Consider the following 20245-nt stretch of genomic DNA (forward strand, 5'->3'; position numbering starts at 1 on the left):
GAATCATCAGCGGGCGACTAGGGGAGGCTACTGTGCCATGGGCGGTGATCCCCGCCGGGCGATACCCAGCCGCGCGCGCTGTGCGTCCGTAACGGGCATCGGGGTAGGGCGCACTCAGGCCGTACGATCGAGGCTCCCCATTGGCTGGGATGAAGGTCGGTCGCAGGGGCGGAACGTGGCGGCAAGGCCGGCCGGAAAACGAAGAAGCGACCCCGAGGAGCGGCTTCTTCCTGAACCTGGCGGAGAGAGGGGGATTGCCGGGGCATCCTGCCCCCGGCCCTTCCGCGCTGTGCGCTGCAGGGCCAGCCTTCGGCTGTCCGGATCTGCTCCTGCAGATCCGTCGAACCCCGACGGGGCTTTTCATCTACCGCTTTCCCGGCCAGACAAATAAAAAGGGCCACCCGATGGGCAGCCCTTTTCATTTGTCTGGCGGAGAGAGGGGGATTCGAACCCCCGAAGCGCGGTTTAGACGCTTACACACTTTCCAGGCGTGCTCCTTCAACCGCTCGGACACCTCTCCGGACCTGCTGCGATAACCCGCTGCAGGGGCGCAGATTCTAGCGGGGGAATTGCAATCGCACAAGCGGCACGAGACGGAGGGCAGGGGGGCTGGACAGGCGTGGCACAATGGACGTCCCGATGAAGACGGTGGCCTGATGTCCTATCTCGTCCTTGCCCGCAAGTGGCGTCCGAAGCGTTTTGCCGAGCTGGTGGGCCAGGAACACGTGGTCCGTGCGCTCAGCAATGCGCTGGACAGCGGCCGGGTGCACCATGCGTTCCTGTTTACCGGTACCCGCGGGGTCGGTAAGACCACCATCGCGCGTATTTTCGCCAAGTCGCTGAACTGCGAGCAGGGCACCAGCGCCGACCCGTGCGGCCAGTGCCCGGCCTGCCTGGACATCGATTCGGGTCGTTACATCGACCTGCTCGAGATCGATGCCGCGTCCAATACCGGCGTGGACGACGTCCGCGAAGTGATCGAGAACGCCCAGTACATGCCCTCGCGCGGCAAGTACAAGGTCTACCTGATCGACGAAGTGCACATGCTGTCCAAGGCGGCCTTCAATGCGCTGCTGAAGACGCTGGAAGAGCCGCCGGAGCATGTGAAGTTCCTGCTGGCCACCACCGACCCGCAGAAGCTGCCGGTGACGGTGCTGTCGCGCTGCCTGCAGTTCAACCTGAAGCGGTTGGACGAGGACCAGATCCAGGGCCAGATGACCCGGATCCTGGCCGCCGAGGAGATCGAATCCGACCCGACGGCGATCGTGCAGCTGGCCAAGGCCGCCGACGGCAGCCTGCGTGATGGCCTGTCGCTGCTCGACCAGGCCATCGCCTATGCCGGCGGGGCGCTGCGCGAGGACGTGGTGCGCACCATGCTGGGCACGGTCGACCGCACCCAGGTGGCCGCCATGCTGGAGGCCCTGGCCGACGGTGACGGCGTACGCCTGTTGCAGGTGGTGGCTGCGCTGGCCGAGTTCTCGCCGGACTGGAGTGGCGTGCTCGAAGCGCTCGCCGAGGCCCTGCACCGCATCCAGGTGCAGCAGCTGGTGCCGGGTGCCCAGGCCGACGGCGAAGGCATCGATGCCGCCGCTTTCGCCCAGCGCCTGCGCCCGGAAGTGGTGCAACTCTGGTACCAGATGGCACTGGGCGGCCGTCGCGACCTGTATCTGGCGCCGAGCCCGCGCGCCGGCTTTGAAATGGCCGTGCTGCGCATGCTGGCGTTCCGTCCGGCCGCGGCGGTGCCGCCGGTACCGCGTGATCCGGGGACCGGCACCGAGGTGAACAGTGGCTCCGGCAACGCGCCCCAGGGCAGTGGGATGGCGGCTGCACCCGCGGCCGTAACCGCCACCGTCGTCGCCGCCGCCGCGCCCGCTGCCGTTGTGGCACCGGCGGCGCCAGTGGTGGCCGCGCCGCCCGTCGCCCCGCCGGTGGTCGTTTCCGAGGTCGCCCCGTCCAAGGCGGCTCCGCCGGCCGGACCGGCGCCCGAAGACGACCCGCCGCCGTGGCACCACGGCGGCGCGGAAGATCGCGATGAGGCGCTGGCGGCGGAAATGGCCAGCCCCGACGCGGCCATGGTCGCGCCCTGGGAAGCACCGGCGGCACGTCAGGCGGCGCCTGCGCCTGTGGCCGCCCCGTCGCCGACACCCCGCCCGCAGGGCATCGCCATCGCGCCGTCGGCCGCCCCGTCCCAGGCTGCTGCGGCAGGTGCACCGATCACGCTGGCCTCGCCGGAAGCCTGGCTGGAACTGGTCGCCCAGAGCCAGCTCAACGGTCCGTCGCGGCAGCTGGCCGCGCACGCGGCGTTCATCAGTTTTCAGCAGGGTGTCTTGAAACTGGCGGTATCGCCCGGATTTGAGTACCTGTGTTCGGACCGTTCGCTGGCGGCGCTCACCGATGCGCTGTCCGGGCCGCTGGGCCAGACCCCGCGGATCGTGATCGAACATGGCAACGCCGAGGCCGAGACGCTGCACCAGCGTTCCGACCGCCAGCGTGGCGAGCGGCAACAGGCGGCCGAAGCCGCCTTCATGGCCGACCCGCAGGTGCAGCTGCTGATCCAGCAGCACGGCGCCCGGGTCGTGGCCGATTCCATCCGTCCTTTTGATGAGTAAAGAACCATGCGCGGCAACATCGCCCAATTGATGCAGCAGGCCCAGAAGATGCAGGAAAACCTGCAGAAGGCCCAGGAAGAACTCGCCAAGCTGGAAGTCACCGGCAGCGCCGGCGGCGGCATGGTCAGCGTGACCCTGACCGGTGCCAAGGAGTGCCGCAAGGTGCGTATCGATCCGTCGATCCTGGGCGATGCGGAAATGACCGAAGACCTGGTGGCGGCCGCGTTCAACGATGCCTCCAACAAGATCGATGCCGAATCGAAGAACCGCATGGGTTCGGCCACGGCCGGCATGCAGTTGCCGCCGGGCATGAAGCTGCCGTTCTGAGCCAGTACCCGCGCCGGGCGCTGCCCGGTGCCATGCTGGCGACCGCGACGCGAAGCCTTGTCGGCTTCGCGCGCTTGTTTCTGAGATGAGCACACCGCCATGAGCCTGCCCCTGCTCGAACAATTGATCGAGGCCTTCCGGGTGTTGCCGGGCGTGGGCCAGAAGACTGCCCAGCGCATGGCCTACCACGTGCTCGAGCGCGAACGGGTGGGTGGCCAGAAGCTGGCCGAGGTGCTGGCCAAGGCGATCGAACGCATCGGCCATTGCGCGCAGTGCCGCGATTTCAGCGAGACCGAGATCTGCGCGGTGTGCGCCAACGGCAGTCGTGAGCGGCAGCAGCTGTGCGCGGTGGAGTCCCCGGCCGATCGCCTGGCGATCGAACACGCCACCGGATTCCGGGGCGTGTACTTCGTACTGCAGGGGCGTCTGTCGCCGCTGGATGGCGTGGGGCCGCGCGAACTGGGTCTGGACCAGCTGGAAGCACGCCTGCAGCAGGGTGAGGTGCAGGAGCTGATCATTGCCACCAGCGCCACCGTCGAAGGCGAAGCCACCGCGCATTACCTGGCGCAGCTGGCGCGCACGCACAAGGTGCGCCCGAGCCGATTGGCCCAGGGCCTGCCGCTGGGCGGCGAGCTGGAATACGTGGACCGTGGCACGCTCTCGCATGCTTTCGGTACGCGCACCGAAGTGCAGGAATGACCCCAGGCGACCGGGCGGCAATGTCGAGCATCCACGCGTAAAGCCGACCCATGGCCGGCTGGCCACGCGATGCATCCACACGGTAGAGCCGACCCATGGCCGGCTGGCCACGCGATGCATCCACACGGTAGAGCCGACCCATGGCCGGCTGGCCACGCGATGCATCCACACGGTAGAGCCGACCCATGGTCGGCTGGCCTCGCGATGCATCCACATGGTAGAGCCGACCCATGGTCGGCTGCCCGCGAAAGGCGCGGCAATGATCCAGGCGATCATCCGCGCTAAGCTCCAGCCCCCTGTTCAAAACGGTGCCCCATGAGCCAAGACACCCTGTTCGGCAAGATCATCCGCCGCGAAATCCCGGCCAGCATCGTCTATGAAGACGACGAAGTGCTCGGCTTCAAGGACATCGCCCCGCAGGCGCCGGTGCATGTGCTGTTCATTCCCAAGAACGAGGCGATTAAGACCCTGGACGACGTGCAGCCGTCGCAGGCGCACCTGATCGGCAAGCTGGCCCTGGCCGCGGCCGACTACGCGCGTCAGGAAGGATTCGCGCAGGACGGCTACCGTATCGTCATGAACTGCCGCGAGCATGCCGGGCAGACCGTGTTCCACATCCACCTGCACCTGCTGGCCGGCGCGCCGCTTGGCCACTTCGGAACGCCCAACGCCTGACGCGCCAAGGGCGACGTTGCCCGGTAGAGCCACCCCAAGGGTGGCTGCGCGGTGCCAGACCAGGGTAGAGCCACCCCACGGTTGGCTGCGCGACGCCTGATCGGAAGGCAGCCACCCATGGGGTGGCTCTACCGGGAAGCAAAGAAAAAACCGCCCTTCGGCGGCTTTTTCTTCAAGGCATACCGACCAACGGTCGGTACCTAGCCAGTTACCACCAGCCCCAGCCGCGGTAGCCCCAACCCGGGCCCCAGCCCGGACCGCCCCAAGGGCCATACGGGTAGGCCGGCACCACATCGACCTGGCGCACTTCCGGCCACAGGTAGATGACGTCGGCATCCAGCTTGGGCAGGCGGTAGTCGTACTCGCCGATGCGGGTGTTCTCGTAGCCGGCGATCTTGCCGATGAAGGTCACATCGCGGCCCGGCTCGAACACGGCCGGATCGTAGAAGCCGGCGCGGCAGGCGATGAAGCGGCCGTCGCTGGCGTCGGCCGAGGTGGTGCTCGGGCGGCCGCTGCCGTTGAGCGGGCGCGAGATCAACTGGAAGCAGGTCTGACCCTGCCCCGGATTGGTCTCGATGATGCGTCCGCCCCAGCGCACCGGAGTGCCTACCTGCTGGGTGGGCACCGCATCGCGCGGGCTGACCATGCTGAACTGGCCTTGCAGCGGTTTGGGCGCGGTCGCGCAGGCGGCCAGCGCCAGCGAAGCAGCGAGGGGAAGCAGAATCTGGATCTTCATGGGGATGCTCCGGAGGACGGGCGATGCCTGCGCAGGTCGCGCAATAATGAAGTGAGGTCGACGTCCGCGCCAGCGTAACGCGCGCGAACGAAACGGCTGCTGAGCGACAGCAGCGCCGGATCGGGGCGTTGCCGGTGGATGCGCTCGGCCCACTGGCTGGCAGGTTCGGCAGGGTCGCGGGCCAGGCCGCGTCTGGCGTAGCGGCGTCCCAGCCGGTGCCAGGCGCGCAGCAGCGGATCGCGTTCGCGTTCGCCACGGCCCAGCAGCCATGCCATCCACCCTAGCGCGGCCAGTGCGAAGAGGGTGAAAACGACGATCAGCTGCGTCGGCTCGAGCTTGTCGATGCCCAGCGGGCGCAGCAGTTGCTGCTGGCGCGACGCGTCGAAGGACAGCACCAGGTCGTTCCAGCCGCGTCGCAGCCAGTCGCTGGCCTGGCGCAACTGCATCCAGCGGCCTTCCAGGGTGCTTACGTCACCGCCAGCCTGCAGACGGTCTTCCAGGGTGTCGTAGATGCGTTCGGGCGCAACCGCGGCGGTTGGGTCCACGCGCACCCAGCCGCGTCCGGGCAACCACACTTCCGCCCAGGCGTGGGCATCCATGCGCCGCACCACCCAGTAGTCGCCGTAGCGGTTGCGGGTGCCACCGGCAAAGCCGGTCACTACCCGCGCGGGAATGCCGGCGTTGCGCATCAGCACCACGAACGACGAGCTGAAGTGCTGGCAGTAGCCGGCCTGCTGGTCGAACAGGAATGCATCCACGCCATCACGTCCCAGCAGGGGCGTGTCCAAGGTGTAGGCAAAGCGCGCGCGGATCCATCCCAGCGCACGGTTCACGATCGCGGCGTCGTCATTGCCGGCCTCGGCGCGCCACTGATGGGCCAGCGTGGCGGTGCGCGGATTGAAGCCCGCCGGCAACTGCAGCGCCTGTTGCCGCTGGTAGCGCGACAGGTCATTGGCATAGGCGGTGGCCGGTGCCGACTGCATCCGCCAGCGGGTCAGTGCAGTGAGGCTGCTGCGGCTACGCAGGCTGTGGTCGGCATCCAGGTCGCTGCCAGGCGGTGCCAGCAGCGGCAGGTCCAGCGCCACCAGCTGCCGGCGGTCGGTGGGCTCGTAGTCGATCTGGTAGTCCCAGCGTGGACCGCCCTGGGTGACCGCCGGTGGCGGCCGGCTCTGGCTGCCACGGTCGCGCTCCCAGACCCGGCCATCGAAGTGGGTCATCACCGGGCCGCGCCAGTAACGCTGCTGCGGTGCCGGCACGGCGCCGTAGAACTGCACACGTAGCGCCGGGCTGTCGTCGGCCATCAGGTCCAGCCATTGGCTCGGGTCCATCCGGTCGGACAGCCCCGGCTTGCCGACCGCGCGTTCGGGGATGCCCCACAACGGTTCGGCCAGCCGCGGGAACAGCCAGAACCCGGCCAGCGCCAGCGGCAACCCGAGCGCGATCAGCCGCCCGACACTGCGCATCTGGCCGCCCAGGCGTGGGCTCGGGGCCTGGCCTTCGGCATGCGCCAGGCGCTGCAGCGCCAGCAAGGCGGTCAGCGCAGCCAGTACCGCCAGGCCCATGGTGAGCGGGCCCTGGTCCAGCAGGAACGCGGCGAACGGTGCGAACAACGCGAAACCAAGCAGGCTGCGGGCATCGCGCAGGCTGCGCAGCTCGCTGGATTTGAGGGCCAGCATCGCCGCCAGCAGCGCGCAGCCGGTATCGCGGCCGGGGCGGGCGCCCATCTGCCAGTAAATGGCCGCGAGCATGCCCATGACCAGCAGCAGCCGCAGCGGCGCGGGCAGCACGCGCTGGCGCGATATCAGCGCGGTTGCCAACGCCACCACGCCGATGATGGCCGCCAACAGGTTGGGCAGCTGCAGCAGCAGCGGGACCAGACCGAGCGCGGCGCTGGCCAGGGTCCAGTGACGTGCGCTGGCGCTCAACGCGGGGGAGGTCGGCTCAGCCATGCGGCATCAGCGCCAGTGCGCGCTGGCAGAGGTGGTGGTGGGCACTGCCGTTGCCCGGCCCCAGCACCGGTTGCCCGGGCAACTGCAGGGTGTAGCGGCGGCCGTCGCGTTCGGCCACGTCGACCCAGCGCGCCAGTCGCGCGATGCGCGCTTCGACCGGCAGCGATGACAGCTGCCGCCAGTCCAGCAGCACATCCACGCCGACCGCCTGTTCGTACTCGCGCACCAGCAGGGTGTCGCGTCGCGCCGAGTGTTTCCAGGCGATGCTGCGTTGTGGGTCGCCCGCGCGATACGGGCGCAGCTGGTGCAGCTCATCGCCGTTGGCACGCACGCGGGTATGCAGGGGATCGCCGCCGCTCTCGGGCAGCGGCGGTGCCTGTGTCGCCGGTGCCGCATACACCAGCAGCGGCGCATCCGGCCACACCCACGACCACGCCCGTACCAGTCCCAGCGGCTGGGTGGTGGAAATCCGGATCCGCTCCAGGTCGAGCCAGCCGCGGCGTTCGGTGGGCAGCATCAAGTCCACTTCGATCTGCTCACTGTCGATCAGATGGCCGAACGCGACGGCCTGCGCATGCGCCACTTCCAGTCCGCGACGCGCGCGTGCATCGCGGCGCGACAGGCTGATGCGCAGGCGCATCGGCTGCCCGGCGTGGACCGGCTCGGCCGAGACCGCATCGATCTGCAGGTCCGACAGCTGCAGGTGCGCGCTGATGGTGCTGGCAATGGCCACGGTGGCCAGCAGCAGGGCCAACAGCATCGCCGGGTTGTTGTTGTAGTTCAGCGCGCCCAGCAGCATCGCCGCCAGCAGCGCGGCCACGAACAGGCCGAAACGGGTGGGCAGCACGTAGATGCGGCGCCGGTCCAGCCGGCGCGGCAACGCCTCCGGCTGGCGCGGTCGCGTGTAGGGCCGGCCGTTGTTGGCCGGCAACATCGCATGCTTCAAGCGGTCTCCCCAGCCGCGGCGCATGCTCAATCCACCGGCACGGTCTGGAGGATCGCGCGGGCCAGCGCCGGCCCGGTGTTGGCCTCGGCCTCGGGCACCAGGCGGTGGCCGGCGACGGCCACGAACAAGGTCTGCACGTCCTCGGGCACCACATGCGTGCGCCCCAGCAGCAGGGCATGCGCCTTGGCCGCGCGCAGCAGCGCCAGCCCGGCGCGCGGCGACAGCCCCACGCGCACGCCCGCATGCTGCCGGCTGCGGGTCAGCAGCGCCTGCACGTAATGCACCAGTGCCTCGCTGGCATGCACCTGGATGGCCGCCTCGCGCAGCGCGCGCACCTGCGCATCGTCCAGCCGCGGCGTGGCCTGGGCGATCAGGTGGCGGCGGTCGGTGCCGCGCAGCAGTTCGCGTTCGGATTCGGCATTGGGGTAGCCCAGCGCCAGCCGCAGCAGGAACCGATCCAGCTGCGAATCCGGCAGCGGGAACGTACCCGACAGATCCACCGGATTCTGGGTGGCGATCACGAAGAACGGATCGGGCAGCGGGTGGGTCACCCCGTCCAGCGTCACCTGCTGCTCGGCCATCGCTTCGAGCAGGGCGCTCTGGGTGCGTGGCGGCGCGCGGTTGATTTCATCGGCCAGCAGCACGTGGGTGAAGACCGGGCCCGGATGGAACTGGAACTGACGACTGGCCGCCTCGTAAACCGAGACGCCGAGCACATCGGCAGGCAGCAGGTCGGAGGTGAACTGCACGCGCTGGAAGCCCAGTCCCAGGCTGGAAGCCATCGCATGGGCCAGCGTGGTCTTGCCCAGGCCGGGCAGGTCTTCGATCAGCAGGTGGCCGCCGGACAGCAGCGCGACGAACGCCAGCCGCACTTCGTGCACCTTGCCCAGCACCAGACCATTGACCTGGTCCTGGGCGCTGCGAAGAGCCTGTCGCAGTACATCGGTTAGCATGGCTGGCACGTGGGGCGAATTTTCCATGTCCGTCTCGTGTCGATGTTCCTTTCGATTCTATAGAGCAATGCAGGGCGAACAACGCGCACGCACAATTTTTCTGCTGTTGTGGACGCTGATCACCGCAGTGAAGCTGGTGGTCGCCGCGCGTCTGCCGTTGTTCGTGGACGAGGCTTTCTACTGGCAGGAAGGCCAGCACCTGGCCGCGGCCTACTCCGATCTTCCCGGGCTGACGGCCTGGTTGTCGCGGCTCGGCGTGGAGCTGGGCGGCACGCATGTACTGGCCCTGCGCCTGCCGTTCCTGGCCATCGGTGCGGCATTGCCGTGGCTGGTGTCCCGCATCGCTGCCCGCTGGTTCGGTGCGGTGGCCGGTTGGCAGGCCGGCAGCCTGACCGTTTTGATGCCGCTGTCGGGCACGCTGGGCATGCTGGCGGTGCCGGATGTGCCGATGGCGCTGGCCGCGGTGCTGTGCCTGGATGCCGGCGCACGCCTGCTGCGTACCGTCGATGCCGCCTCTGCGGTGAAGCTGGGGCTGGGCCTGACCATTGGCGCGCTCAGCCATTACCGTTTCATCGGCGTGATCGTGGTTGGCTTCATCGCGCTGCTGCTGTTGCCACAGGGCCGGCGCATGCTGCGCGATCCGCGGGTCTGGGTGGCGCTGGCGGTGGGTGTGCTGGCGTGGTTGCCGCTGCTGTCGTGGAATGCGGACAACCATGATGCCGGGCTGAAATTCCAGGTGGTCGAACGCCATCCGTGGGCATTCGAGTGGAGCGGTCTGTGGTTCCTGGTGATCCAGCCGATGCTGGTCACCCCGATCCTGTGCATGGCGATGTGGAAGGTGGCACTGGCCGGTACCCGCTCCGGCGGTGGGGCGCGCGCGCAGTGGCGTTACTTCGGCCTGGTCGGTGCGGTGTCGACGCTGTCGATCTTCGGCCTGGGCTTCTTCACCGACGTGGAGCGCATCAGCTTCCACTGGCCGCTGCCGGGTTACCTGGCGCTGCTGGTGGCGGTGCCGGTGGTGCTCAACGGATGGCCGCGCTGGTTGCGCCGCACCGGTTGGTGGCTGGCCGGAGGCGGGTTGGCGCTGGCGTTCGGCTACTACCTGATGGCGTCCACGCCGAGCCTGCGCGAGCAGTTGGCGGGGGACAAATACTATCCGCGCAACTTCGCCGGTTGGGAGCCACTGGCGGCGGCGGTGCGCGACGAGCTGAAGACCATGCCGCCCGGTACCCGCGTGCTCGCCGGCAACTTCAAGGTGGGCGCCGAGCTGGGCTTCCAGCTGCGGGATCCGTCGATCGACGTGCTGCGCCATCCGCTCAACGACAAGCACGGCCGCACCGCGCAGCTCGGGCTGTGGGGGCTGCTACACGAGGGCCCGCGCAAGGCACCGATGCTGCTGGTGCTGTCGCCCAGCGACCAGCGTTACCGCGACCTGCTGCAGCGTTATCACGAGGTCTGCGCACAGGTAGGGCCATTGCCGCCGCCGCGCGTGGTCAGCAACGACCATGGCTTCCAGCGGTTCCTGCTGTTCAAGCTGCCGGCCGGGCAGGCCTCCGGGCCCTGCGTGACCCCGGCGATGGCCTGGATCGACACGCCGCAACCCAACGCGCACGTCAACGGACTGCTCGACGTGCGTGGCTGGGCATTCAAGGACGGGGTGGGGCTGTCGCGGGTGGACGTGCTGGTCGATGGCAAGCCGGCTGCCGAGGCCACCTATGGCCGCGCCTACGACATCACCAGTTTCTGGACGATCTCCAACGACCCGCAGCATCCCAACGTGGGCTTCGACGCGCGCATCGATACGCGCGCGCTGGCCCCGGGCAAGCACTGGCTGGGCCTGCGGCTGCATGGCCGCGATGGCAGCGTCGAGACGTGGCAGGAACAGGCGCTGCAGGTGCCCGAGCGCTGAGTGCGGCGGGTGGATGCGGGCTCAGGGCAGGGTGTAGCCCGCCTGGCGCAGCAGTTGGCTCAGTGCGATCAGGGGCAGCCCGACCAGCGCGGTCGGGTCGCGGTTCTCGATTGCCTCGAACAGGCTGATGCCCAGGCCTTCACATTTGAAGCTGCCGGCGCAGTCCAACGGCTGCTCGACGGCCACGTAGCGCGCGATTTCAGCCGCATCCAGGACACGGAAGTGCACCCGGGTCAGGTCGCAGGCCTGCAGGACCTCGCCGTCGCGCATCAGGCTGATGGCGGTATGGAACTGGACCACCTGCCCGGACATCACGGCCAGCTGCGCCTGCGCACGCTCGGCCGTGCCCGGCTTGCCCAGCGGGGCGCCGTTCAGTTCCGCCACCTGGTCCGAGCCGATCACCCAGCGGCCGGGATGGGCCCGGGCGACCGCCTCGGCCTTGGCCCGCGCCAGGCGCACCGCCATGACCCGCGGGGCTTCGTCCGGGTACGGGGTCTCATCCACGTCGGGGCGGGCGGTCTCCAAGGGCAGGCCGAGGCGCTCCAGCAATTGGCGGCGGTAGCGGGAGGTAGAGGCAAGCAGCAGCGGGGTCATGCGACAATACCGGTCACGGAAGGCCGGCAGTCTGGGCCCTTCCGGCGGGGATCGGCAACCTGACTGCGCAGGTATTTGACAGCGGCCCGGACGATCCTTAACATTCAGCGGCTTATGTCCGCAAACGTGCCCGAAATGCTGGATGCTTGGCGGATGGTTGCAGCGCGAAGGCGCTTCGACGGCCAGGTGAATCTAGCGCAATTGACTCGCCTGCAAGGCCTTGTCGCCGATACCGAAGGAACGTGCACCTATGCACTGGAATTCGCGCACGACGACATCCTGCGGGTATCCTATGTGGAACTGTCCATCGACACCGCGTTGCCGCTGATCTGTCAGCGCAGCCTGCAGCGATTCCTGTTGCCGGTCTCGATGGTGCAGCGGCTCGGCCTGATCCGCAGCGAAGAGGAAGAATCCTCGCTGCCGGAAGGGTGGGAGCCGTGGCTCGTGCCGGAAGACGGCATGCTGCGACCGCTGGAACTGGTCGAGGACGAACTCGTTCTGGCCGTGCCCGTCGTGCCGTTGTCTCCCGATGGTGAGGCCGTGGACCAGGACTGGGCACCGACCGAAGAAGAAATCAGCAAGGCCAATCCGTTCGCGGCGTTGGCGGCACTGAAAAAACAATAGCAGCCGGATTGTCGTCGGCGGCTGCGGCGAAAGCGAAAACTGTGCTGGGCGCTGGCGTCCTGCGCGACGATACGACGAAGCAAAACGAACCGAGTTTGGAGCAATCCCATGGCTGTGCAGAAATCCCGTGTCACCCCGTCCCGCCGCGGTATGCGCCGTGCGCATGACGCCCTGAGCGCCAAGCAGCTGTCCACCGATCCGACCACCGGTGAAGTGCATCTGCGTCACCACATCACCGCTGACGGTTTCTACCGTGGCAAGAAGGTGATCACGACCAAGTCGAACTCGGCCGTCGAAGAAGATTGATTCGTGAGGGCCGCTGCCCGGTCGGGCAGCGGCCTTTACTCCTTTCTTCCCGGCTGTCACTGTTGACGGCCGTGTACAGCAGGACATGCAATGAGCAAGCGGATCTACTCGAGGATCGCGGGCACCGGTAGTTATTTGCCCGAAAAAGTGTTGACCAACCAGGATCTGGAGAAAATGGTCGACACCAGCGATGAGTGGATTCAATCGCGCACCGGTATTCGTGAACGGCACATCGCGGCCGAGAACGAGACCACCAGCGACCTCGGCTACCACGCTGCGGTACGTGCGCTTGAAGCGGCCGGTATCGACGCTTCGCAGCTCGACATGATCGTGGTGGGTACCACCACGCCTGATCTGATTTTCCCGTCCACCGCGTGCCTGATCCAGGCCAAGCTCGGTGCGACCGGCTGCCCCGCTTTCGACGTCAACGCGGCCTGTTCGGGCTTCGTGTTCGCGTTGAGCGTGGCCGACAAATTCATTCGTTCCGGTGATGCACGGCATGTGCTGGTCATCGGTGCGGAAACCCTGACCCGGATCGTTGACTGGACCGAGCGCACCACCTGCGTGCTGTTTGGCGATGGTGCCGGCGCGGTCGTGCTCAAGGCCGACGAAGAGACCGGCATCCTCAGTACCCACCTGCATTCGGACGGCAGCAAGAAAGAGCTGCTGTGGAATCCGGTCGGTGTGTCGGCCGGTTTCGGCGAGGGCGAAAACGCCCGTGGCGCGATCCTGATGAAGGGCAATGACGTGTTCAAGTACGCCGTCAAGGCGCTGGACTCGGTCGTGGATGAAACCCTGGAAGCCAATGCGCTGACCAAGGACGACCTGGACTGGCTGATTCCGCACCAGGCCAACCTGCGCATCATCGAAGCCACGGCCAAGCGCCTGGAGATGTCGATGGACCAGGTGGTGGTGACGGTGGACAAGCACGGCAACACCTCCTCGGCGTCGGTGCCGATGGCGCTGGACGTGGCGGTTCGCTCCGGTCGCGTCGAGCGCGGCCAGTTGCTGTTGCTGGAAGCGTTCGGCGGTGGCTTCACGTGGGGTTCGGCGCTGCTGCGCTATTGATAGTGCTGGTTACGACAGCGTGACGTTGTCGTTACGGCCCCTTTTGGGGCCGTCTGCATTTTAGGAGATCCGTCATGGTTGAGCCCATCGTCATTGAAGGGCAACGCGCCTGGCTGAAGCAGTACGGCGAAGGAAGCCGCGCAGTCGCCTTGGGCCTGCTCAATTTCGTTGCACACCGTTTCCAGCTGGATGCCTTGCGTCCGCCGCCGCACCGTGGCGGTGACGCGGCCAGGAAGACCGAAGCGCGTCGCCTGGCGGAGCTGTCTGCGCAGGGGGTGAACGTGCCGCACGTGATCGGCAGCGGTCACGCGGCGCTGGTGCTGGAGGATAACGGCAGTTCGTTCAATACCTGTCTGCGGCAGGCCGACGAGACCGGCCGTGACCGGCTGGTGTCGGCGGCGATGCAGGCGATCGCTGCTGCGCATGGCAAGGGCGCGTATTTCGGCCAGCCGTTGCCGCGCAATCTGACTTGGGACGGCACGCGGGTGGGGTTCATCGATTTCGAGGAAGACCCGCTGGAAGTGATGGCGCTGGACCAGGCGCAGGCGCGCGATTGGCTGATGTTCGGCTATGGGGTGGCCAAGTATTACGAGGACCGTCCGCAGCGGCTGCAGCAGCTGATGTCCGAGGCGATGGACGGGGTGCAGGCGCCGGTGCTGGCGCACGCGCACGCGGTCTCCGGGCGGTTGCAGGGTCTGGCGCGGGCGAGCATGAAGCTCGGCCGGTCGGCGCGGTCGCTGGCGCACGCGATCCTGATCGTGCACGGGGCCACGACGCTGGGCATGCTGATGCTGGCGGTGATCTGCTTCGACTTCTTCTCCGACGGCGACCTGGACATTCTGCAGTTGCTGGTGTGATCGGGGTTTTCTTTTTCAGGGGCAAGGCTGTGGAGCTGGAGCTGGAGCTGGAGCCGAAGCCGGAGCCGAAGCGTCATTGCTCGTGGTTTCGTGTTCGGGTCGGTGTGGGTGGGTTGGCGGGACACGCTGCAAGTACGTCCCTGTAAGCTCGCGTGCGCCATCCATGGCGCCCGACGGTCCCGCCAACCCACCCACACCGACCCCCGACAGTGGGTCGGTGCTGGTGGGCGATCAACGGCACTTCGCCTCGGCTTCGCCGAGTCTCAGCACGGCAGGCCTGCCCGTCATTTGGGGAGAGGGTGGGGCCGAGCCATGCTGGGCACCTCCAACCCCAAACGAAGGCCGCTGCTCCACTCTGGATCTCGCCTGCGCACAAGGGCCGGCGTGGGTGGGCGATCAACGGCATTTCGCCTCAGCGTCGCCGAATCTCAGCACGGCAGGCCTGCCCGTCATTTGGGCAGAGGGTAGTGCCGAGCCATGCTCGGCACCTCCAGCCCCAAACGAAGGCCGCTGCTCCACTCTGGATCTCGCCTGCGCACCGGCCAGGACTGCAAGGGCTGGCGTGGGTGGGCGATCAAGGGCACTTCGCCTCAGCGTCGCCGAGTCTCAGTAAGGCAGGTCTGCCAGTCATTTGGGGAGAGGGTAGTGCCGAGCCATGCTCGGCACCTCCAGCCCCAAACGAAGGCCGCTGCCCGGCGTTGGTCTTTCCAGGTGTTCCGACCATCCTCGGCAGGGCTGCGGTGGGCCGCGGTGCGGGACCGTCATGCGCCATGGATGGCGCATGCGAGCCCCCAGGGATGGATTCTCGGCGTGTCCCGCACCCCGGTCCGCCCCAGCCCTCTCCCCGATGGTGCGAGCGCGTTTTTGACCTTCGCTCCCGCTTCAGCGCGGCCAATAACCCCTCGCCACATACGCGCCAGTACAGACGCAGGGCGGTGTTCGGCCTTATCATTCGCCGTTCGATTTTTGCAGGCGGATGACCGCGTGACCGATTCCAATCTCGCATTCGTATTCCCCGGCCAGGGGTCGCAGTCGCTGGGCATGCTGGCCGAACTGGCCGAGCTGCACCCGCAGGTCCGCGATGCCTTCACCGAGGCCTCCGACGGCGCCGGTGTCGACCTGTGGGCGCTGTCGCAGGGCGGTCCCGAGGAAATGCTCAACCGCACCGAATACACCCAGCCGGCCCTGCTGGCCGCCAGCATTGGCGTGTGGCGCGTCTGGAATGCGGTGGGGGGGGCCAAGCCCGCCGTCCTGGCCGGTCACAGCCTGGGCGAGTACACCGCCCTGGTCGCCGCTGGCGCCCTCACCCTGCACGACGGCGCCCACCTGGTGCGCCTGCGCGGGCAGCTGATGCAGGACGCCGCCCCGGCCGGTGTCGGCGCGATGGCCGCCGTGCTCGGCGCCGAGGACGCCCTGGTCCAGGAGGTCTGCGTGCAGGCCGCCGGCAGCCAGGTGGTGGTCCCGGCCAACTTCAACTCCCCGGGTCAGATCGTCATCGGCGGCGACGCCGCCGCCGTCGATCGTGCCCTGGCGCTGCTGGCCGAGAAGGGCGTGCGCAAGACGGTCAAGCTGGCCGTCAGCGTGCCCTCGCACACCCCGTTGATGCGCGAAGCGGCCAACCGCCTGGCCGAAACCATGGCCGGGCTGGACTGGCGCGCCCCGGCGCTGCCGGTGGTGCAGAACGTCGATGCCCGCGTGCATGACGGCATCGACGCCATCCGCCAGGCTCTGGTCCAGCAGCTGTACCTGCCGGTCCAGTGGACCGGCTGCGTACAGGCGCTGGCCGCCCGTGGCGTCACCCGCGTTGCCGAGTGCGGCCCGGGCAAGGTGCTGAGCGGATTGATCAAGCGCATCGACAAATCGCTGGACGCGCGCACACTGTCCACGCCCGCCGATTTCGAGGCTGCCCGCGAAACCTGGGCTGCCTGATCCTTCGACCGCGTTCGCGTCGCCCTGCCTTCGGGCCGGGCGCGTGGATCGGTCCCGTTCGAGGAACTACAGATGAGCAAGCCCCTTCAGGGTGAAATCGCACTGGTGACCGGCGCCAGCCGTGGCATCGGCGCCGCCATTGCCGACGCACTGGCCGCGCAGGGCGCGACCGTCATCGGCACTGCCACCACCGACGCTGGCGCTGCTGCGATCGGCGAGCGCCTGGCCGCTGCCGGCGGCCATGGCCGCGCGCTGAACGTGACCGACGCTGCTGCGCTGGACGCGGTGCTGGACGGCATCGCCAAGGAGTTCGGCGCCATCACCATCCTGGTCAACAATGCCGGCATCACCCGCGACAACCTGCTGCTGCGCATGAAGGAAGAGGACTGGCAGGCCATCCTGGACACCAACCTGACCAGCGTGTTCCGCACCTCCAAGGCGGTCATCCGCGGCATGATGAAGGCGCGCCGTGGCCGCATCATCAACATCGCTTCGGTGATCGGCGTGACCGGCAATGCCGGCCAGGCCAACTATGCCGCCGCCAAGGCCGGCATCATTGCCTTCTCCAAGTCGCTGGCCAAGGAAATCGGCTCGCGTGGCATCACCGTCAATGTGGTCGCCCCCGGCTTCATCGACACCGACATGACCAAGGCGTTGCCCGAAGAACAGCGCACCGGCCTGGTCAAGTCGATCGCCCTGGAACGCCTGGGCGAAGCCTCCGACATCGCCAATGCGGTGGCGTTCCTGGCCGGTCCCTCGGCCAGCTACATCACCGGCGAAACCCTCCATGTGAACGGCGGCATGTACATGCCGTAAGCATGTGGCGCACGGACCGCGCCGCAAGTGGTTGATCTGAAAGGTGTTTTGCAGCGATGTAAGGCATCACCGGTTTCCACTACACTATCCCACGGTCATCCATTACCGGATGGCGTCATTTTTGAACCACTACTCCATCTGGAGCGATATCCAATGAGCACCATCGAAGAACGCGTCAAGAAAATCGTCGTCGAACAGCTTGGCGTCAAGGAAGAAGAAGTCACCAACAGCGCATCGTTCGTCGATGACCTGGGCGCTGACTCGCTGGACACCGTTGAACTGGTGATGGCGCTGGAAGAAGAGTTCGAGTGCGAAATCCCGGACGAAGAAGCCGAGAAGATCAGCACCGTCCAGGCTGCAATCGACTACATCAACGCCCACGTCAAGGCTTGATGTCAGGCGGCTTGCGCGCGGCGGTGGCACCTGCCCCAGCCGCGCGCGGCAATCCCATGGGGCCGCGCTTGCGGCCCTGTGCATTTGAGCGTTACACCGCGTCATACCCGCAACATCCGGGTCAGGAGAATCTGCAATGAAGCGTCGCGTCGTCGTTACCGGCATGGGCATGGTCTCGCCGTTGGGCAATGATATGGCCACCAGTTGGAAGGGCATCACCGAAGGCCGTTCCGGCATCGGTCCGCTGACCAACGTTTCGCAATCCTACCTGGACCGTTTCACCACCAAGATTGCAGGTGAGGTCAGGGACTTCGACATCACCGCCGACAACGAACAGTTCGGCACGTTCCGGGTCAGTGGCAAGGATGCCAAGAAGATGGACCCGTTCATTCATTACGGCCTCGGTGCCGCCTTCATGGCCTTGAACGATTCGGGCCTGGAGATCACCGACGGCAACGCCGAGCGCGTGGGAGCCATCGTTGGCGCCGGCATCGGCGGCCTGCTGGGTATCGAAGAACAAACCATCGATTTCCACGAGGGCAAGAAGATCTCGCCCTTCTACGTGCCCAAGACCATCATCAACATGCTCCCGGGGCAGTTGAGCATCATCACCGGCCTGAAGGGCCCGTCGTTCTCGGCGGTGTCGGCCTGCGCCACCTCCAACCATTCCATCGGCACCGCCATGCGCATGATCCAGTACGGCGATGCGGACGTGATGGTGGTGGGCGGCGCCGAGCGCGGCTCCTCGCCGACCGCACTGGGCGGCTTCTGCGCCATGAAGGCCATGTCCACCCGCAACGACGCGCCGGCGGAAGCCTCGCGCCCGTGGGACAAGGACCGCGACGGCTTCGTGCTGGGCGACGGTGCCGGCATCCTGATCCTGGAAGAATACGAACACGCCAAGGCGCGTGGCGCGCGCATCTATGCCGAGCTGGCCGGTTTCGGCGCCAGCTCCGATGCGTACCACATGACCGCCCCGAGCGAGAACGGCGAAGGCGCGGCGCGCTGCATGACCATGGCCCTCAAGGACGCCGGCGTGACCCCGGACCAGGTGGGTTACCTCAATGCGCATGGCACGTCCACGCCGCTGGGTGACCTCGGCGAAACCATGGCGATGAAGACCGCGTTCGGCGACCACGCCCACAAAATGATGGTCAGCTCCACCAAGTCGATGACCGGCCACCTGCTCGGCGCGGCCGGCGGTGTGGAAGCCATCTTCTCGGTGCTGGCGCTGCGCGACAACGTGATTCCGCCGACCATCAACCTGCACCAGCCCGGCGAAGGCTGCGACCTGGATTACGTGCCCAACACCGCACGCGATGCCAAGGTCGACGTGGTCATGTCCAACGGCTTCGGCTTCGGCGGCACCAACGGCACGCTGGTGTTCAAGCGGGTCTGATCCACTGCCGCCGCACACGCACCGGGCCGCCATCTTGGCGGCCTTGGTGTATCTGGCCTTCGCTCCTTCCGGTTTCCCGCCATGCTCCTGATCCAGCCGTTGCCCGCCACCACCGACCTGCTCGCGCTGCAGCGCGTGGCACCGCAGCGCTATCCGCTGCTGATGGAATCCACTGCCTCGGGCACCGCGCAGGGGCGCTGGGACCTGCTGCTGATGGGCAACGGCGAGGCGCTGGCACTGCATGCCGACGGCGTCGTCCGCGATGCCGAAGGGCAAGCGCACTCCGGCCGCTTCCTTGATGTGCTGGATGCGCACTGGTCCGCCCTGCGGCTGCCCCGCGAAGAGACGCTGTTGCCGTTCCGCGGCGGCTGGGCGCTGATGCTGGATTACGAGCTGGCCGGGCAGATCGAAACCGTGCTGCAGCTGCCGGCGCGCGCCGACGGGCTGCCCTCGGCACTGGCCCTGCGTTGCCCGGCTGCGGTGCTGCACGACCGCGTGCTCGGCCAGTACCACGCGGTGTGCGAGCCTGACCACGACGCGTTGCTGCAGACGCTGATGGCCGACCTGCAGGCGAGCGCCGCGCTGCCGTCATTGCCGGCCTGGCAGCCACCGGCAGACATGCATGAAGACGCGCCGACGCGCTTCACCGACGGCGTCGGCAAGGTGATCGATTACCTGCGTGCCGGCGACGTGTTCCAGGTCAACCTGTCGCGGCGCTGGCAGGCGCAGTTCAGCGACACGCTGTCGCCGCAGGCGCTGTACGCCCAGTTGCGGGTCGCCAACCCGGCACCGTTCGCCGGGCTGTTCATGGCGCAGGGCAGGGCGGTGGTCAGTTCCTCGCCGGAGCGGTTGGTGTCGGTGCATGGCGATGACGTGCAGACCCGTCCCATCGCAGGGACCCGCCCGCGCTTCGCCGGGGACGACGATGCCGCGCGTATCCGTGAGCTGGTCGGCCATCCCAAGGAGCGCGCCGAGCACGTGATGCTGATCGACCTGGAGCGCAACGACCTGGGCCGCATCTGCACACCGGGCAGCGTGGAAGTGGATGAGCTGATGACGGTGGAGAGTTATGCGCATGTGCACCACATCGTCAGCAACGTGCGTGGCCGCCTGCGCGAGGGCGTCAGCCCCGGCCAGGTGATCGCCGCGACCTTCCCCGGCGGCACCATCACCGGCTGTCCCAAGGTGCGCTGCATGCAGATCATCGCCGAGCTGGAACAGACCGCGCGTGGCGCCTATACCGGTGCGTTCGGCTGGCTGAACCGCGACGGCGACCTGGACCTGAACATCCTGATCCGCACCGCCGAGGTGAGCGCGGGCAGCGCCGCGTTCCGTACCGGCGCCGGCATCGTGGTCGATTCGGACCCGGACAAGGAACTGGACGAAACCCGCGCCAAGGCGCGCGGCCTGATGCGGGCGCTGGGCCGGCATGATTGAGCCGTTTGGCGGTGTGCAG

19 protein-coding genes and 1 tRNA gene are annotated in these 20245 nt (G+C 67.5%); 14 read left to right on the forward strand and 6 right to left on the reverse strand.

Annotated elements, in window-relative coordinates; all coding sequences use genetic code 11:
- Positions 1-427 precede the first annotated feature (427 nt).
- Positions 428-520, reverse strand: a tRNA-Ser gene (locus tag NR101_RS12625).
- A gap of 136 nt (positions 521-656) precedes the next feature.
- On the opposite strand from NR101_RS12625, the gene dnaX reads away from it, so the two are divergent.
- From dnaX to NR101_RS12645, 4 genes are all read left to right on the forward strand, one after another.
- Positions 657-2609: a DNA polymerase III subunit gamma/tau gene (gene dnaX, locus NR101_RS12630; RefSeq protein WP_256775658.1), complete on the forward strand. Its 1953-nt coding sequence runs from the start codon at positions 657-659 to the stop codon at positions 2607-2609.
- A gap of 6 nt (positions 2610-2615) precedes the next feature.
- Positions 2616-2936, forward strand: a complete 321-nt coding sequence (locus NR101_RS12635; RefSeq protein WP_256775659.1) for a YbaB/EbfC family nucleoid-associated protein — start codon at positions 2616-2618, stop codon at positions 2934-2936.
- 99 nt (positions 2937-3035) lie between these two features.
- Positions 3036-3635 carry a recombination mediator RecR gene (gene recR, locus NR101_RS12640; RefSeq protein ID WP_256775660.1) on the forward strand — a complete coding sequence of 200 codons (600 nt, stop codon included), beginning with the start codon at positions 3036-3038 and terminating at the stop codon, positions 3633-3635.
- 315 nt (positions 3636-3950) lie between these two features.
- Complete coding sequence (locus tag NR101_RS12645) at positions 3951-4310, forward strand: histidine triad nucleotide-binding protein (RefSeq protein WP_256775661.1); 360 nt, start codon at positions 3951-3953, stop codon at positions 4308-4310.
- A gap of 208 nt (positions 4311-4518) precedes the next feature.
- Here the strand turns inward: NR101_RS12645 and NR101_RS12650 are convergent, their stop codons facing one another.
- From NR101_RS12650 to NR101_RS12665, 4 genes are read right to left on the reverse strand one after another with little or no spacing between them, the layout of a single operon-like run.
- Positions 4519-5046 (reverse strand): Slp family lipoprotein, encoded by a 528-nt coding sequence (locus tag NR101_RS12650; protein ID WP_256775662.1) that lies wholly within the window; start codon positions 5044-5046, stop codon positions 4519-4521.
- The gene (locus NR101_RS12655) at positions 5043-6995 is read right to left on the reverse strand and encodes a DUF3488 and transglutaminase-like domain-containing protein (RefSeq protein ID WP_256775663.1); all 1953 of its coding nucleotides are present in this window, start codon (positions 6993-6995) and stop codon (positions 5043-5045) included. The genes NR101_RS12650 and NR101_RS12655 overlap by 4 nt, the downstream gene beginning before the upstream one ends.
- Entirely contained in the window at positions 6988-7929 is a 942-nt protein-coding gene (locus NR101_RS12660) for a DUF58 domain-containing protein (RefSeq protein WP_256775754.1), read from the reverse strand. The genes NR101_RS12655 and NR101_RS12660 overlap by 8 nt, the downstream gene beginning before the upstream one ends.
- Positions 7930-7967: 38 nt before the next feature.
- Positions 7968-8894, reverse strand: a complete 927-nt coding sequence (locus tag NR101_RS12665; RefSeq protein WP_256775664.1) for an AAA family ATPase — start codon at positions 8892-8894, stop codon at positions 7968-7970.
- A 67-nt stretch (positions 8895-8961) separates the two neighbouring features.
- Between NR101_RS12665 and NR101_RS12670 the strand changes: the two genes are divergently transcribed.
- On the forward strand, positions 8962-10803 hold the full coding sequence (locus tag NR101_RS12670) for a glycosyltransferase family 39 protein (RefSeq protein ID WP_256775665.1): 1842 nt from the start codon (positions 8962-8964) through the stop codon (positions 10801-10803).
- Positions 10804-10824: 21 nt separating this feature from the next.
- On the opposite strand, the gene NR101_RS12675 is transcribed toward NR101_RS12670, so the two are convergent.
- Positions 10825-11397, reverse strand: coding sequence for a Maf family nucleotide pyrophosphatase (locus tag NR101_RS12675; RefSeq protein ID WP_256775666.1), 573 nt, complete (start codon positions 11395-11397; stop codon positions 10825-10827).
- 114 nt (positions 11398-11511) lie between these two features.
- On the opposite strand from NR101_RS12675, the gene NR101_RS12680 reads away from it, so the two are divergent.
- The 9 genes from NR101_RS12680 (at position 11512) to NR101_RS12720 (ending at position 20226) form a co-directional block, all read left to right on the forward strand.
- A complete protein-coding gene (locus tag NR101_RS12680) occupies positions 11512-12021 on the forward strand; it encodes a YceD family protein (protein WP_256775667.1) in 510 nt (169 codons plus the stop codon).
- Positions 12022-12129: 108 nt separating this feature from the next.
- A complete protein-coding gene (gene rpmF / locus NR101_RS12685; RefSeq protein ID WP_017357626.1) occupies positions 12130-12327 on the forward strand; it encodes a 50S ribosomal protein L32 in 198 nt (65 codons plus the stop codon).
- 90 nt (positions 12328-12417) lie between these two features.
- Positions 12418-13395: a beta-ketoacyl-ACP synthase III gene (locus NR101_RS12690; RefSeq protein ID WP_256775668.1), complete on the forward strand. Its 978-nt coding sequence runs from the start codon at positions 12418-12420 to the stop codon at positions 13393-13395.
- A 74-nt stretch (positions 13396-13469) separates the two neighbouring features.
- Entirely contained in the window at positions 13470-14252 is a 783-nt protein-coding gene (locus NR101_RS12695; protein ID WP_256775669.1) for a serine/threonine protein phosphatase, read from the forward strand.
- A 984-nt stretch (positions 14253-15236) separates the two neighbouring features.
- Positions 15237-16181, forward strand: coding sequence for an ACP S-malonyltransferase (fabD, locus tag NR101_RS12700; RefSeq protein ID WP_256775670.1), 945 nt, complete (start codon positions 15237-15239; stop codon positions 16179-16181).
- 72 nt (positions 16182-16253) lie between these two features.
- On the forward strand, positions 16254-16997 hold the full coding sequence (fabG, locus tag NR101_RS12705; protein WP_256775671.1) for a 3-oxoacyl-ACP reductase FabG: 744 nt from the start codon (positions 16254-16256) through the stop codon (positions 16995-16997).
- Between the two features lie 153 nt (positions 16998-17150).
- Positions 17151-17390: an acyl carrier protein gene (gene acpP, locus NR101_RS12710; protein WP_017357544.1), complete on the forward strand. Its 240-nt coding sequence runs from the start codon at positions 17151-17153 to the stop codon at positions 17388-17390.
- Positions 17391-17526: 136 nt separating this feature from the next.
- Positions 17527-18789 carry a beta-ketoacyl-ACP synthase II gene (gene fabF, locus NR101_RS12715; RefSeq protein ID WP_256775672.1) on the forward strand — a complete coding sequence of 421 codons (1263 nt, stop codon included), beginning with the start codon at positions 17527-17529 and terminating at the stop codon, positions 18787-18789.
- 81 nt (positions 18790-18870) lie between these two features.
- On the forward strand, positions 18871-20226 hold the full coding sequence (locus NR101_RS12720) for an aminodeoxychorismate synthase component I (protein WP_256775673.1): 1356 nt from the start codon (positions 18871-18873) through the stop codon (positions 20224-20226).
- Positions 20227-20245 lie beyond the last annotated feature (19 nt).

The sequence above is a fragment of the Stenotrophomonas sp. Ste86 genome, assembly GCF_024519465.1.
In the GTDB taxonomy this organism is placed as follows: Bacteria; Pseudomonadota; Gammaproteobacteria; order Xanthomonadales; family Xanthomonadaceae; genus Stenotrophomonas.

Bases quoted from the DNA above. Each gene is read 5' to 3' on its own strand.
- NR101_RS12660 (WP_256775754.1), bottom strand. From the start codon at position 7,929: ATGTTGCCGGCCAACAACGGCCGGCCCTACACGCGACCGCGCCAGCCG.
- acpP (WP_017357544.1), top strand. From the start codon at position 17,151: ATGAGCACCATCGAAGAACGCGTCAAGAAAATCGTCGTCGAACAGCTT.
- dnaX (WP_256775658.1), top strand. From the start codon at position 657: ATGTCCTATCTCGTCCTTGCCCGCAAGTGGCGTCCGAAGCGTTTTGCC.
- rpmF (WP_017357626.1), top strand. From the start codon at position 12,130: ATGGCTGTGCAGAAATCCCGTGTCACCCCGTCCCGCCGCGGTATGCGC.
- NR101_RS12680 (WP_256775667.1), top strand. From the start codon at position 11,512: ATGTCCGCAAACGTGCCCGAAATGCTGGATGCTTGGCGGATGGTTGCA.
- NR101_RS12720 (WP_256775673.1), top strand. From the start codon at position 18,871: ATGCTCCTGATCCAGCCGTTGCCCGCCACCACCGACCTGCTCGCGCTG.
- fabG (WP_256775671.1), top strand. From the start codon at position 16,254: ATGAGCAAGCCCCTTCAGGGTGAAATCGCACTGGTGACCGGCGCCAGC.
- NR101_RS12695 (WP_256775669.1), top strand. From the start codon at position 13,470: ATGGTTGAGCCCATCGTCATTGAAGGGCAACGCGCCTGGCTGAAGCAG.
- NR101_RS12665 (WP_256775664.1), bottom strand. From the start codon at position 8,894: ATGCTAACCGATGTACTGCGACAGGCTCTTCGCAGCGCCCAGGACCAG.
- NR101_RS12650 (WP_256775662.1), bottom strand. From the start codon at position 5,046: ATGAAGATCCAGATTCTGCTTCCCCTCGCTGCTTCGCTGGCGCTGGCC.
- NR101_RS12655 (WP_256775663.1), bottom strand. From the start codon at position 6,995: ATGGCTGAGCCGACCTCCCCCGCGTTGAGCGCCAGCGCACGTCACTGG.
- NR101_RS12635 (WP_256775659.1), top strand. From the start codon at position 2,616: ATGCGCGGCAACATCGCCCAATTGATGCAGCAGGCCCAGAAGATGCAG.
- NR101_RS12675 (WP_256775666.1), bottom strand. From the start codon at position 11,397: ATGACCCCGCTGCTGCTTGCCTCTACCTCCCGCTACCGCCGCCAATTG.
- fabF (WP_256775672.1), top strand. From the start codon at position 17,527: ATGAAGCGTCGCGTCGTCGTTACCGGCATGGGCATGGTCTCGCCGTTG.
- recR (WP_256775660.1), top strand. From the start codon at position 3,036: ATGAGCCTGCCCCTGCTCGAACAATTGATCGAGGCCTTCCGGGTGTTG.
- NR101_RS12690 (WP_256775668.1), top strand. From the start codon at position 12,418: ATGAGCAAGCGGATCTACTCGAGGATCGCGGGCACCGGTAGTTATTTG.
- NR101_RS12670 (WP_256775665.1), top strand. From the start codon at position 8,962: ATGCAGGGCGAACAACGCGCACGCACAATTTTTCTGCTGTTGTGGACG.
- NR101_RS12645 (WP_256775661.1), top strand. From the start codon at position 3,951: ATGAGCCAAGACACCCTGTTCGGCAAGATCATCCGCCGCGAAATCCCG.